The 13,076-nt window shown below is 61.0% G+C and carries 11 protein-coding genes; 6 read left to right on the plus strand and 5 right to left on the minus strand.

Features of this window, described 5'->3' with window-relative positions:
- Positions 1-17: 17 nt before the first annotated feature.
- The 4 genes from E4656_RS09600 to E4656_RS09615 all read left to right on the plus strand — a co-directional run bounded on the left by E4656_RS09600 (position 18) and on the right by E4656_RS09615 (position 5,931).
- Complete coding sequence (locus E4656_RS09600; RefSeq protein WP_135483010.1) at positions 18-1,382, plus strand: methyl-accepting chemotaxis protein; 1,365 nt, start codon at positions 18-20, stop codon at positions 1,380-1,382.
- 60 nt (positions 1,383-1,442) lie between these two features.
- Positions 1,443-2,717 carry a sensor histidine kinase gene (locus tag E4656_RS09605; protein WP_135483011.1) on the plus strand — a complete coding sequence of 425 codons (1,275 nt, stop codon included), beginning with the start codon at positions 1,443-1,445 and terminating at the stop codon, positions 2,715-2,717.
- A gap of 30 nt (positions 2,718-2,747) precedes the next feature.
- Complete coding sequence (locus tag E4656_RS09610) at positions 2,748-3,437, plus strand: response regulator (RefSeq protein ID WP_135483012.1); 690 nt, start codon at positions 2,748-2,750, stop codon at positions 3,435-3,437.
- 109 nt (positions 3,438-3,546) lie between these two features.
- Entirely contained in the window at positions 3,547-5,931 is a 2,385-nt protein-coding gene (locus E4656_RS09615) for a sensor histidine kinase (RefSeq protein WP_167856010.1), read from the plus strand.
- Here the strand turns inward: E4656_RS09615 and E4656_RS09620 are convergent.
- The gene (locus E4656_RS09620) at positions 5,928-6,827 is read right to left on the minus strand and encodes a response regulator (RefSeq protein WP_167856011.1); all 900 of its coding nucleotides are present in this window, start codon (positions 6,825-6,827) and stop codon (positions 5,928-5,930) included. The two genes, E4656_RS09615 and E4656_RS09620, sit on opposite strands and share 4 nt — an antisense overlap.
- Before the next feature lie 360 nt (positions 6,828-7,187).
- Here E4656_RS09620 and E4656_RS09625 point away from each other — a divergent pair, with 360 nt between their 5' ends.
- On the plus strand, positions 7,188-8,384 hold the full coding sequence (locus tag E4656_RS09625) for a sensor histidine kinase (RefSeq protein ID WP_167856012.1): 1,197 nt from the start codon (positions 7,188-7,190) through the stop codon (positions 8,382-8,384).
- A gap of 26 nt (positions 8,385-8,410) precedes the next feature.
- Here E4656_RS09625 and E4656_RS09630 read toward each other — a convergent pair whose 3' ends face one another.
- Positions 8,411-9,310: a DMT family transporter gene (locus E4656_RS09630; protein WP_135483016.1), complete on the minus strand. Its 900-nt coding sequence runs from the start codon at positions 9,308-9,310 to the stop codon at positions 8,411-8,413.
- A gap of 113 nt (positions 9,311-9,423) precedes the next feature.
- Between E4656_RS09630 and E4656_RS09635 the strand changes: the two genes are divergently transcribed.
- On the plus strand, positions 9,424-10,392 hold the full coding sequence (locus E4656_RS09635; protein ID WP_135483017.1) for a LysR family transcriptional regulator: 969 nt from the start codon (positions 9,424-9,426) through the stop codon (positions 10,390-10,392).
- On the opposite strand, the gene E4656_RS09640 is transcribed toward E4656_RS09635, so the two are convergent.
- From E4656_RS09640 to E4656_RS09650, 3 genes are all read right to left on the minus strand, one after another.
- Positions 10,389-11,744 (minus strand): ribonuclease J, encoded by a 1,356-nt coding sequence (locus E4656_RS09640; RefSeq protein WP_135483018.1) that lies wholly within the window; start codon positions 11,742-11,744, stop codon positions 10,389-10,391. The two genes, E4656_RS09635 and E4656_RS09640, sit on opposite strands and share 4 nt — an antisense overlap.
- Positions 11,745-11,896: 152 nt before the next feature.
- On the minus strand, positions 11,897-12,619 hold the full coding sequence (locus tag E4656_RS09645; protein ID WP_135483019.1) for an LrgB family protein: 723 nt from the start codon (positions 12,617-12,619) through the stop codon (positions 11,897-11,899).
- Positions 12,612-12,971, minus strand: coding sequence for a CidA/LrgA family protein (locus tag E4656_RS09650; RefSeq protein ID WP_135483020.1), 360 nt, complete (start codon positions 12,969-12,971; stop codon positions 12,612-12,614). Before E4656_RS09650 ends, E4656_RS09645 begins: the two co-directional genes overlap by 8 nt.
- Between the last annotated feature and the right edge of the window lie 105 nt (positions 12,972-13,076).

Genomic DNA, 13,076 nt, shown 5'->3' on the forward strand with positions numbered 1-13,076 from the left:
ACCATGAGGTTAGGGTGATGACACAAGCCGACAAAGAACAGTCGCAGGGCAAGCCGGGTGACAGGCGCCTGGGCAGCAGGCTGGCCCATCGCCTGCTGCGGCAGTTTTTTCTGTTCATGGGGGCGGTCTGGCTGGCCCTGTTTGCCACCTACGACTGGCTGATGAGTCTGCTGGTTCAGTTGCCACTGCCGCCGTCCATTCTGGTCCCCACCTTTGTAGTGCTGATCCTGTTGGTCGTGCTGGGCGTGCAGTCACTGTGGTCAATGCTGCGCCAGGGCGATGTCATATCCGGCGCCTCCAGCATGCTGAGCTACTTTTCAGAGCAACTCAAAAGCTATGTGGCGGCCATTCAGGTGGTTGAAACAGCGCTGGATGAGCGGCAGCCGCTCTATGGCATCCTGACCGGTCATCTGCAGCGCACTAATATGCAGACAGAAGAAGCCGTCACGGCGTTGATCAGCAAGCTCGACGAGATGCACGGTGAAGTGAAGAAGTTCGCCGGCACCATGGGGGAGCATACCGCCTCCACCGATCAACTGGCCGAAGAGTCCAACCGAAAGGCCGAAGCCAATCGCCAGGCGGTCGACAATGTGTCCAGCCTGATCGAGAAGCAGAACAGGCAGATGATGGAGAACCGGGAGAAAGTGCTTGCCGTCATGGAGCGCGCCACGGCACTGGAGGGCAGCCTGGCGCTGATTCAGACGGTGTCCGGCCAGACCAACCTGCTGGCGCTGAATGCCAGTATCGAAGCGGCGCGGGCCGGCGAGCACGGACGCGGCTTTGCGGTAGTGGCAGATGAGGTCAGAAAGCTGTCGCAACAGTCGGAAGAAGCGGCATCGCGGATCAGCGGCGAGATCGGACTGATGGTGGAGACGATCAAGAGCCAGTTCAAGGCCGAGCTGGATGACGCCGGCTCGGAGGAAGAGAAAGTCGTACTGGACCGGGTGGCCGAGCAGCTGTCGCATCTGGGGCAGGGTTACATGAGCCTGATCGATCAGCACCATGAGCTGGTCGGCGAGATGAAGGGGCTCAGTCTGCGCTTCAACGAGCAGGTGGTTGACGCCTTGAGCGAAGTGCAGTTTCAGGATATTGTGCGACAGCAACTGGAACAGGTCATTGACGGTCTGGAACGGCTTGCCAGAAGTGACCGGGCCGTGGTTGACCTGCTGGACAACCCGGAGCAGGAACCCGAGGCCAGCCTCCATATTCATCTTGCGGAATATCAGCAGGGCTATGTCATGCAGTCGCAGCGACAGGTCCACAATGCGGCGCTGGGGCAGGGCACGGAGAAGAAGAACAAGAAGGATCAGACCAGTGATGCAGGGCAGCAGGAACGGCCAGCGACGTCGGCAGGCACCCCTCCCTCCATTGAGCTATTCTGAATATCAGCAGTTAAAGGCCCTGCTGAACATGAGCAGTGGCCGATTCGGTGGTATTGACTGATGACACAGCAGGTCCCTGAGAAACCGCTGCCACTCTCCCGATGGCTGTCCAGGCGGCGCCAGCAATTGTCGGCACGCCTCTATGTATTGCATGAACGCAGCCGGCGGGTAACCGAACAGCTCGAGCTTGACGGCATGGATGTCGATCCGGCGACAGCGATAGGCACCTCTGAACTGTTGAAGCGTCTGTTGTCTGCCGAACGTCAGATGCGGCAGATGCTGGTGGACCATCCGGCGGCGGTGCTGGTGGTGGATCAGCAGGGTCATGTGCAGCTGTCCAATAACGCCGTGCGAGACCTGCTCGAGACCATGGGTCTGTCACAGGCCGACCTCTATATCGGGCAGTCGGTGGAAAACCTTTTCCCCGGCATATTGAGCGCGGCGCAGATCGAGTTGCCGGCCGATCGGCAGCGCTGTGATGCCGGCCACCTGGTCATGGTTGTACGGCGTACGCCCGTGGTCTGGGGCAAGGGTCCGGCAACCCTGATTTTGCTGCATGACGTGACCCCCGAGGTTGATGCACGCCGTCGGCTTGAGCAGGCGGTGGCACGACTGCAGGACGTCAACCGACTGAAGTCCGAATTCATTACCATGGCTTCCCATGAGTTCCGCACCCCGCTGACCAGTGTGCTGTCGAGTCTGGAGTTGCTGGAAGAGTATCTGAAACGGTCCGGCATGAGCCTGCCGCTGGATGTGATCGGTCGCATGCAACGGCACCTGAGTCGGTCCAAGGATGCAGTGCAGCATCTGGATCGCATGGTCGAGGATATGCTGATTCTGGAAAAAACCCATGCCGGTCGGGTGCAGTTTCGCCCCGAGTCGGTCTGTATGGTGACCCTGGTGCGGGATGTCTTCGGCACCCTGGAGTCCATCTGTGAACAACAGGCCGTGCAACTGACTTTGCAGGGGCCGGACACCATGACCGTGCAGGCGGACTCCCGGCTGCTGCGCCATGTGATAACCAACCTGCTTACCAATGCCGTGAACTTTTCACCGCCGGGCGGACAGGTGACGCTGACGCTGACCCAGACTGATGAGCAGCTGTGCATCGAGGTTGAAGATCAGGGGGCGGGCATTCCGGCACCTGACCAGACCCGTATCTTCGAGGCGTTCTATCGCGGCGAGAACGGCAAGGCAGCGCCGGGCTCCGGTCTGGGGCTGAATATTGTGCAACGCTTTGTCGACCTGCATGGTGGCCTGATCGATCTGGACAGTGAGCCTGGCAGCGGCACTGTGTTCCGCATCACCCTGCCGCTGAGTGCAGCCTATGAATGACAGCCATAGAGACCAAGGGAGAGCCCCGGAATGAACACGACGATTCTGATTATCGAAGACGAGCCGACGGTGCTGGACAATGTGGCAGAAATTCTGGAACTGGAGGGTTTCGATACCCTGCAGTCTCTCAACGGGGGCGAGGGTTTGTCGGTAGCCCGGGAGCACAAGCCGGACCTGATTGTCTGTGACATCATGATGCCCATGATGGATGGTTTTGACACCCTGAAACGGCTGCGCTCCGAGCCGGAAATCAGCCAGATTCCTTTTGTCTTTCTGACCGCCAAGGTGGCGGATGAAGACAAGCGGCTGGGACGCGAGCTGGGGGCAGATGATTACCTGACCAAGCCCTTCACCCGCGATGGCCTGATCAAGGCGATCCGGTTGCGGCTCGGCAAGCATCATGCACTGAGCGGACTGCAGCAGGAGCGTCAGCAGAAAACGGCACGCGGGTCGAGACGCAGTCAGGCCATGTTGATGCGCATCGCCGCCGTGGAAGGCGACCTGGCAACATTGCGACGACTGATTGCCGAGGTCGACGATGTCGACATGCTGGACGATCAGGGCAATTCGGCCCTGATGTTTGCCATCATGATGCGCAACGAGGAGGCAGCTCGGTTGCTGATCAAGGCCGGTGCCAGCACTGAGCTGAAGCATCGTGAGACAGGACTGACCATCAACGCCATGGCCCGGTCGATGGGGTTGCGCAACCTCACCGACTGAACCCTGAATTCTGTGTGCAATACGTTTTCAGGTTATGCAGTAGCGGCCTGGAGGCGCGAGGATCATTATGCCACCCCACGCAGGCCAGCCAGAGCGAACTGCTGCCGGTATGACCAGGCCCTTCTGGCTGTGGCCTGGCGCGCTGAATTCCCGTGACGGCCTACTGCTCGTGCTGCTGGGTATGGCGGCATTTGTCGGCAACTACTTCCCGCTGCCGCTGATGTTCGGTGTCGACCTGCTGCTGGGTACGGTGTTCGTGTTCTTCCTGCTGTTGCGCTACCGGCTGCTGGTGGCGCTGCTGGTCAGCCTACCGGCTTTTGCTGCCACCTGGATGATCTGGCATCACCCCTGGACCGCCTTCCTGATGGTGGTCGAGCTGGTTCTGCTCGGGGCGCTGCTGGCCCGCTTTCCCCGGCGCGAGCCACCCCTGCTGGTGGCACTGCTGTGGGTGCCCTGGTTGACGGCCATTACCCTGCTGTACTACTACTTTCAGATGCGGCTGCCATGGCCGGACGCCACCCTGCTGGCCTTCAAGCAGGGCATCAACTCGATCATCGCCATGGCGCTGGCAGTAATGCTGAATATCGCTTTGCCGCGCACAGATCGGCGTGGCAACCGGGCGCGGCTGGGAGCGCATGAAGTGATCTACTACCTGCCGTCCATGCTGGCGGCCCTGATCATGGTGATCGTGCTGGTGGTGCTCAGTCAGACCCAGATGAACAACCTGCGCCAGGACTTTGAAGATCGGCTGGTGCAGAGTCGCGATACCCTGGTTGACCAGACCCGAGTGGCCCTGCAGCAACTGGAGCAGGACATGGAGCACATCGAGAGTCAGTGCTTCTCGGCTGACCGACCCCCGGACAGCTCTGCCGGATGTGTGCAGATACTCCTGCCCTTTTCTCTCTGGGACCAGGTCTATGTACTGACCCGGGGCGATATCTGGCAAATGTTTGATCGCACTGGCATGGCCTTGCGGCCGATGACGGATCTGGGCGATCGGCTGGATAAGTTGCATCAGCGCGCAGATCTGACTGCCGGCTTCAGGCTTAATGGATCAGACCTCCACTACTTTGTGCCGCACTCCGAATCTCCGGATGTCTGGGTGGGTGGCGCGGTGCGGCTCACCGAATATGCCGCGCAGATCTGGTTCACCGGCCGCGACGGTGCACAGCGTCAGACCTGGTACCATGAAGGCGCACCTGTGGTGACATCGGGGCAGGCCCTTTCGACTTGGCTGCAGGAGGACGACTACCAGCGGGTTGCCGATGCGGTAGAGGTGGTGCATCTGGTGCCGGAACGACCCTGGAGCAACAAGCTGCAACGCTGGGCTGAATCGGTCTACGTACTGGAAGCAGACCTCGCCGATCTCGGGTTGTCGTTACCCGGCCGGGTGCGCTTCGAACTCAACCCGCGCCAGGAACAGCTATACCTGTATCGACTGTACGCATTGATTCTTGGCATTGCGTTGGCGTTCTTGCTGCTGGTGCAATTGATCAGCCTGGTGATTGCCCGCTGGCTGGTATCACCGGTCACCCGCCTGATGAACATCGCTCAGGAAGTGCCGCAGCGCATCAGTCAGGCACCGGCCAACTGGCCTTGGCCGCCCCCGCCGCCGGTGCGTGAAATCGAGACCCTGCAGCAAAGTCTGCGCGCCATGAGCGAGTTGCTGCACGAGCAGTACCTGCGCGATCAGGATCGGCAGAGCGAGCTGGAGCAGGAGGTAGCCGCCGCGCGCGCTCAGGTGAAAGCGCAGGAGGAGGTGCTGGCCCATCAGGCCCGACGGGCGGCCATGGGGGAAATGGTATCCAACATTGCGCACCAGTGGCGGCAGCCGCTGAACAGTCTGCGCCTGCTGCAGACCAACCTGCGCGAAGCCTATGAGGGTGGCGAGCTGACGCCGGAGATGCTGTATCAAAACCTCGACAAGAGCGAGCAACTGATTCAGAACATGAATCAGACCGTACGTGATTTTCTGACCTTCTTCCGGCCCGACAAGGCGGCTGAGCCGTTCCGGCTGAGGCCGGTTGTGCAGGATGCCATGCAGATCATGCGTGGCACGCTGGATGACTGCCCGCTTGAACTGACAGCCGTGCTCGAATCGGACGTGCAGGTCAAAGGCTATCCCAATGAGCTGATTCAGGTGCTGCTGGTGCTGATGCAGAACAGCCGGGAAATCATCGAGCATCGGCAGGTGGTACCGGGGCATATTGATCTGCATCTGACCGCAGACGAGCAGTTTGGTCGGGTTATGGTGACAGACAATGGCGGCGGGGTGCCGGTGGACATACTGGATCATCTGTTTGACCCCTATTTTACCACGCGCAGTGACGGTACTGGCATTGGTCTCTACATGGCGCGCAGCATTGTAGAGGGGCAGATGCAGGGCCATATCCGGGTTGAGAACCTGGGGCCTCCGGAGCGCCCCGACGGCGCTCGGTTCACCATCAGTCTGCCGCTCTGGCAGCCCCCGGAGCAGCCACACAGGACAGGTTAGCGCTCCAGCATGCCTTCGAGCGCATCGATGGTGATTTCCAGAGCGTCAACCACGGAGTCCTGCTCTTCGATATTGTCCAGGCGCTCACGGGCGTCCCGCGTCACCATCAGACCGCAGCGCTGATCTTCCGTGTTGAACTGCCCTATGGTCATTTCCACCGGGAACATGGTGCCGTCACTGTGTCGGTGACGCACGATCATGGGTTCCTGCAGGCTGGCCGTGTCGGCAATCAACTGGCGCAACTGGGTGCCATGCACATTGTCGAACAGGATGTCGATATTCTGCCCGCTGATGTCTTCGGCACTGTGGCTGTACAAAGTCTGATGGCGACGGTTTATTTCCAGAATATTCAGCGACTCCCAGTCAAAGACGCAGAAGGCATCCATGGCGGTCCAGAAGATGGCCCGATAGCGTGCCTCATTGGCCTCCAGAGTTCTTTGTGCCTGCGCCAGCGCATGGCAGGCATGGAGGTGGGCACCGATTTTCAGCAGGGCACGGTTCATCTGCCGGGTATCGACCGGCTTGACCACGAACTCGTCGACCCCGATCTCGATCGCCTTGAGCAGAAATTCGGTTTCCTCGTGCGCGGTCGTGACCATGATGGGTATGTCACCCCAGCGCTCACGCAGATGCCCGGTCATCGTCAGACCGTCCATGGCCGGCATGCGCACATCAGTGATCACCAGGTCCGGGGTCCGGCCCTGCTCGAACAGTCGCAGGCCCTCGGCACCGTCCTGTGCCACCAGAACCTCGCCAAAACGGCGCTGCAGAAACAGAGTCAGTTGCTCGCGGATATCCGCATTGTCCTCCACATAGAGTACCGACAGCGTGCGCAGAAACTGCCTGAGTACATCATCTTCCGGGGTCGCCGGTGTATTCGACAAAGAAATATCCATCACTATCCGCAAAGTGCCATGGCTGAGGTGGGTTGAATTAGCGCCTCTGGTAAAATGACTGTAGTCATTTGAGCCGCTGTTTACCAGTTGTCTGAGGGCCATTTGCGGGTGCAGCAGTGACTGGGCAGCTTTGTGACAGAACCGCTGCTAAAACTGTGACAGTGATCAGTTCTGGTATCACGTGCGTACCCTGTCTTGTGTGGAACGGTTGCGTCTGACGACGCGGCTGTCTGAACGGTTGAACAGGTGTTGGAGTCGACCTCTGCCATTAGGGACATTAGCCAAGTGCGATGCGGACCAGGGCGCGAGGTCTTGTTGGTGCTGACCTGTCAGCACGACCACGTAGGGGTAGTAGTCAGCGTGAATGATCAACATTGTCCGGGCCGCCGGGAACCCGACACCATCAGCGCAGACGGGGCCGGTAGCCTGAACGAGGCTCTGTACCGCTCACAGCGAGAGATTGAAAAGTCGAATCAGCGCTTTGAGCGCCTGTTTGATACACAGCCGTCCCCACTGCTGGTATTGAATGAAAGAGGCATTGTGCTGGCTTCCAACCGGTCCGCACATGACCTGTTCGGACTCACCGGGGAGCAATTCTCCGGGCGTTCTTTCGCCGACCTGGTAGCGCCGCAACATCAGGCCCTGCTTGCAGAACTGCTGGCGGTGCTGCCGGGTCAGGCCGAAGCCGAAACCGGGTTGGTGGAGGTGACGCTTGCTGATGGCAGTCCGGAGGGCCTGCACTGCAAGCTGGGTCTGGCCAGGCAGCCGGCTCTGGAGACAGGCTTCGGGGCCGCGCATGAATATGAAGTCATCGTCCACATTGTCGATATCACACAGCAGCGTGAAGCTACCCGGTTGCTTGTTGCGCAGGCCCGCCGGGCCGCCATGGGGGATATGCTGGGTAATATCACGCATCAGTGGAAGCAGCCACTCGACGCTCTGGGCCTGAGCCTGGGTAATCTCGAAGATGCCCTGATTCATGAAGAGCTCGGTCCGGAGGGTGTCGGCAAGCATGTCGACAAGGCGCGCCAATTGATGGCCCAGATGAACCAGACCATACAGGACTTTGTCCGCTTCTTTCATCCTGACAAGGCGGTGGAACAGTTTTCGGCAGCGCAGATGGCTCACAATGCGCTGGACCTGCTGTCAACATCACTGCAGCGCTACGGCATTGCCTGTGAGGAGGATCTGCCGGACGACTTGCCGCTGCTGACCGGACAGCCGACGGAGTTGATGCAGGTGGTGATGATTCTGCTGCAGAATGCTGAAGAGGCTTTGCGTGCGCGAGCGCCAGCGGAGCCCTGGCTGGCTGTGCGCTGTTGGGTCGAGGACCAGCAACTGCTGCTGGCGGTATCCGATAATGCGGGCGGCGTGGACGAGACCGTGCAACAGCAGATGTTTGAACCCTACTTTTCCACCAAGCAGGAGGGGTCGGGCATCGGGCTCTATCTGGCGCGGTTGATTGTCGAATCCAGCTTTGGCGGGCGCATCGGTTGTCGCAACACGGAGCATGGTGCCGAGTTTCGCCTTGAACTGCCGATCCGACGCGACCCCTGATGCCACCGGGCAGATGCGACCTTGGTTCAGGTCGGATGCGTGGTTGCTTCGGCAGCCAGTCGGGCGCGCCGGCGAGACAGATGCGCCCGCCGTTCGCGCAGGCTGAGCAGGAACAGCGGGCCGACAATCATGACTGCCCCGGCGACAAACCACAGGTCCGGTACTTCGGCAAACAGCACCCAGCCCAGCAGCACAGCCCAGATCAGGCCGGTGTACTCTGCACTGGTTACCTGATTGGCATCGACATGCCGGTACGCCAGTATCACCGTCATGTTGTAGCCCAGGATGAAAAAGGACGACCCCAGTGCGGTGGGCAGCATGCTCCAGTCCCAGGCCGCACCTTCCCACAGGAACAGCAGCGCGGCGCCGGGCAGGGCGATGACATGAATCAGCAGCATGGTATGGATCAGGTGCTGATGCCGGGGCAGTTTGCGCACCAGCAGAGCGCTTATGGCCAGGCTCAGCGCCGTCACCAGTGCGGTCAGGCTTTCCCAGTTCAGGGCCATCGGGCGCAGCATCACCACAATGCCGAGAAACCCGCTGATCACCGCCAGCAGGCTCAGGCGGGTCAGCTTTTCCCCGTAGAACACCACCGCCAGTACCATGACCAGCACCGGGGCGGCATAGAACAGCGCATTGGCCGTGGCCAGCGGCAGGGTGTTCAGCGCAATCACCATGCAGGTGATGCCGACCAGGCCCAGATGGGCCCGAATGGCATGGATGGCAAAACCGGCCAGCGGCTGGGTGAAATCCACAAAGCGAAGCAGCGGCAGCAGCATGAGCAGGGTGCAGGCCTTGCGCATGAAGACAAACTGAAATACGGGTATATCACCTCCCTGAGCCTTGATCAGGGTGTCGGAGAGCAGCGCCAGAAAGTTGCCCAGAACCAGCAGTATGATGGCGCCGTGCACGGTGCGTCCTGACATGAGTGCAGCCTCCTTCTGTGCGCGTTGAGTTCAGTTCGAAGGCTGGATGCTAACGAGCCTCAGGTATGATGTATAATGATGTTTTTTAAATAGATATTAGTTAATTAGATATTATGTCGAACCGCTTGCCGCCGCTGCGCGCCCTGACCTGTTTCGAGGCAGTAGCACGCCTGAACAGCTTCTCGCGCGCCGCCCAGTCGCTCAACATTACCCAGAGTGCGGTCAGTCATCAGATCCGCCAGTTGGAAGACCATCTGGGTGAGGCGCTGTTCATCCGCCATGGTCGATATCTCAGTCTGACCGAGGACGGGCGTCAGTACTATGAAGACATCGCCGCGGCTCTGAGCGATATCCAGCGTGCCACTGATCGCATGCAGGGCCGGGAAGACCGCAAGTTGCGCCTGGCGCTCTACAGTTCCTTTGCCGTGCGCTGGCTGATTCCGCGCCTGCATCGCCTGCAGGATGCACACCCGGAAATCGAGCTGAGTCTCGAGATGACTCCGGAATCGCCCACCCTGTCGGACCGCATTGGCGACTGCTTTATTACCCTGGTCGAGCGCCAGCGTGGCTATACCATGGAGCGTCTGTATGCAGAACGCCTGTTTGCCATCTGCAGCCGACGGCTCTGGGGTCGGGTGGTTGTGGATCTGTGCGCGGCAGGTCTCGCCGGCCCTGGTGCAACTCCGACCGCCCTGAATCCGGACTGGCTGCAGCGGTATACGCTGCTGTCGGCGCAGAGCCTGTTCGGCGCACCCAATGAAGACTGGCGCCGCTGGCTTGGGGCCGCAGACTGCGCCCTGCGCGCCGAGACGCGGGTGCAGCATTTCAGTCACATTCTGCTGGCGTTGGAGGCGGCCCGTCACCATCAGGGTTTCGCTCTGGCCAATGACTACATGTACAGCGAACCGGAAGATCCCGATCTGGTGCGTCTGCCCTGCCATACCCTGCTCACCGGTGACTGCTTCTATTTCGGCTACAAGACCAGCCGGCGCAATGAGCCGGCCATACGGACACTGCGCAATTGGCTGCAGCAGGAAGCGCGGAATTCGGGGCTGCTCGGAGTGCAGCAGCCGATTGACTAGAGACTGCGCAAAAACTCGCCCTGCAGGCCCAGCCGGCCAACCGGTGCGGCGTCCCGACGAATGCCGGGTATCGGCGCTATGAAGAACAGGTCACCGTTGCGACCGCGCAGTTGCCGGGGTACGCCACTGGTGCGCGCAATCTCCGCATTGGCTTCGATATGCTCCGCTTCGCCGTGCACGGGTATGGCGATCTCGGGCAGTATCCAGCCATACATGGCCTGCAGCTCCTCTGCGGCCGGATGCCCGGAGGCATGGATGGGTACCGCATGGGCCTCGTCGGTAATGACCTCGATATCACGCGCTTGCAAGGCCTGGATCAGCCGGCCCACCTCGACTTCATTGCCCGGAATAATACGGGCGCTGAATACTACCCTGTCCCCGGCGTCCAGCGACAGGTGCGGGTGGCGGTCGCGGGCCAGCCGGGACAGTGCCGCCCGCGGCTCGCCCTGACTGCCGGTGGCTATGGCCAGTACGGCAGCGCGCGGAAAGTAGGCCAGGTCATGCGGCGGCACCAGAATCACCTCTTCCGGCCACAGGCCGGTGACGCGGGCCGCAGACACCATGTTGTTGAGTGACCGCCCGAGCAGGCACAGATGGCGGCCGGTTTCCCGGGCCACCCGGGCCAGGGTTACCAGGCGCGCCAGATTGCTGGCAAACGCAGTCACCACCACCCGCCCGGTGGCCGAGGCCACGACGTCCTGCAGCCCGGCCACGAGCGCCAGTTCCGACACCGAATGCCCGGGCACGACCGCATTGGTGGAATCACAGACCATGGCCGTGACGGCCTCTGCGCCCAACTGCCGATAGCGCTCCGGGTCATAGGCGTCACCCAGTACCGGGTTCGGGTCGAGTTTCCAGTCTGCCGTATGAAAGACGCTGCCGGCCGGCGTGCGGATCATCAGCGCACTGGGTTCGGGAATAGAATGCGTCAGGTCCACCCACTCCACATCAAAGACCCCGATATGTCGGCGTTCGCTGCGCGGTACTATGATGATGGGCACCAGACCGTCCATGCCGACCTCGCCGAGCTTGCGGCGCAGTATTTCGGCAGAAAAGGGTGTGGTATAGACCGGGCAGCGCAGCCGGGTCCAGAGGTGCGCGACCGCACCGATATGGTCTTCGTGGGCATGAGTGATGACCAGACCGGCCAGATCCTGCTGGCGCTCCTCGATAAAACGCGGGTCGGCCATCTGCACATGGGGCTCGGTGGGCGGCGCATCTGGCGCCGCAAAGGTGACGCCACAATCGACCATCAGCCACTGGCCGTCATGACCATAGAGATTCATGTTCATCCCGATCTCGCCGCAGCCACCCAGCGGCAGAAACCAGAGATCGGATGAAGTGGGGGTCATCAGGGGCCTCGGGACAGAAATCAATCGGGGAGTCTAACAGGCTTTGCCGCGGGCAGACAGGTACAGGCCGGGAGCGCGAGTTGACAGTACACGGTTGACAGTCGACTGAGTATTGTCCGATGCCAGCCTTGCTGTCATCTGTCTTCTGTCGACTAAAGGACCAGCCCCACCACCACCGGCACCAGCACGGAGCTGAACACCCCGGTCAGCGCCATGGCCAGACCGGCAAAAGCGCCGGCCATGGCACTCATCTGGAAGGCCCAGGCGGTACCGAAACCGTGCGCCGCCAGGCCCAGCGTGAAGCCCTGCACGGCGGGGTCCTGCTGGCCCAGCAGCCGAAACACCAGTGGCGCCAGTTGGCAGCCGATAACGCCGGTCACCAATACCAGCCCTGCCGCCAGCGAGGGCTGGCCACCGATCTGCTCGGCAATGCCGAGGGCAATAGGTGAGGTGACCGACTTGGGCGCGATGGCGCGCACCAGTTCCTCCGAGCCGCCCAGCAGCAGCGTGATGCCGACGGCACTGCTGGCGGCTACCAGGGTGCCGGTCAGACAGGCACCGACGACAGGCAGCAACAGCCGGCGGATCAGCGGCAACTGATCATAGACGGGTACAGCCAGCGCTACCGTGGCCGGTCCGAGCAGGAAATGGATGAACTGGGCGCCGTCAAAATAGGTGTCATAGTCGGTGTCGGTGAGCAGCAGCAGACCAATCAGCAAGGCCATGGTGACCACCACCGGGTGCAGCAGCGGTGTGCCGCCGGCCTTGCGGCTGATCCACTGGGCACAGAGGAAGGTGGCCAGCGTCAGCACCAGCCACAGCAGGGGTTCGGAGGCGAAGTAGACCCAGAAACTGCTGATGGCAATCTCATCCATCGCGTGTCTCCCCGGAAGACGACGGATGCAGTGCCTTGAATACCAGCGCGGTGACGAACAGGGCCACAAAGGTACTGCTGATCAGCGTCAACAGGATCACCAGCCATTCCTGGGCAATCAGGCCGAAGTGCTGAATCAGGCCCACGCCAGCCGGTACAAACAGCAGCGAAAGGTGGCGAATCAGGCCTTCTGCCGGCACTCGCAGTGCCCTGGGTACCGAACCGTACAGAAGCAGACCCACAAACAGGATCAGCATGCCCGCCACCGGCCCGGGTATCGGCAGGCCCAGCGTCATCATCAGCAACTCGCCGGTCAGTTGGCAGAGCAGCAGTATGAGAAATCCCAACAGCATGATCCGAGTCTTGTTCCAGAGGGTCCCCGATGCGCAGTGTACCAGAGATCGGTCGGGTCGGTCTGTGGAACCGGGACGAGTCAGCCGGGTCTGACCCTGCTACTA

The sequence above is a fragment of the Natronospirillum operosum genome, assembly GCF_004768465.1.
Classification (GTDB): Bacteria; Pseudomonadota; Gammaproteobacteria; order Pseudomonadales; family Natronospirillaceae; genus Natronospirillum; species Natronospirillum operosum.

Excerpts from the sequence above, each read along its gene's own strand:
- E4656_RS09600 (WP_135483010.1), top strand. The coding sequence starts at position 18 with ATGACACAAGCCGACAAAGAACAGTCGCAGGGCAAGCCGGGTGACAGG.
- E4656_RS09605 (WP_135483011.1), top strand. The coding sequence starts at position 1,443 with ATGACACAGCAGGTCCCTGAGAAACCGCTGCCACTCTCCCGATGGCTG.
- E4656_RS09610 (WP_135483012.1), top strand. The coding sequence starts at position 2,748 with ATGAACACGACGATTCTGATTATCGAAGACGAGCCGACGGTGCTGGAC.
- E4656_RS09615 (WP_167856010.1), top strand. The coding sequence starts at position 3,547 with ATGACCAGGCCCTTCTGGCTGTGGCCTGGCGCGCTGAATTCCCGTGAC.
- E4656_RS09620 (WP_167856011.1), bottom strand. The coding sequence starts at position 6,827 with ATGGATATTTCTTTGTCGAATACACCGGCGACCCCGGAAGATGATGTA.
- E4656_RS09630 (WP_135483016.1), bottom strand. The coding sequence starts at position 9,310 with ATGTCAGGACGCACCGTGCACGGCGCCATCATACTGCTGGTTCTGGGC.
- E4656_RS09635 (WP_135483017.1), top strand. The coding sequence starts at position 9,424 with ATGTCGAACCGCTTGCCGCCGCTGCGCGCCCTGACCTGTTTCGAGGCA.
- E4656_RS09640 (WP_135483018.1), bottom strand. The coding sequence starts at position 11,744 with ATGACCCCCACTTCATCCGATCTCTGGTTTCTGCCGCTGGGTGGCTGC.
- E4656_RS09645 (WP_135483019.1), bottom strand. The coding sequence starts at position 12,619 with ATGGATGAGATTGCCATCAGCAGTTTCTGGGTCTACTTCGCCTCCGAA.
- E4656_RS09650 (WP_135483020.1), bottom strand. The coding sequence starts at position 12,971 with ATGCTGTTGGGATTTCTCATACTGCTGCTCTGCCAACTGACCGGCGAG.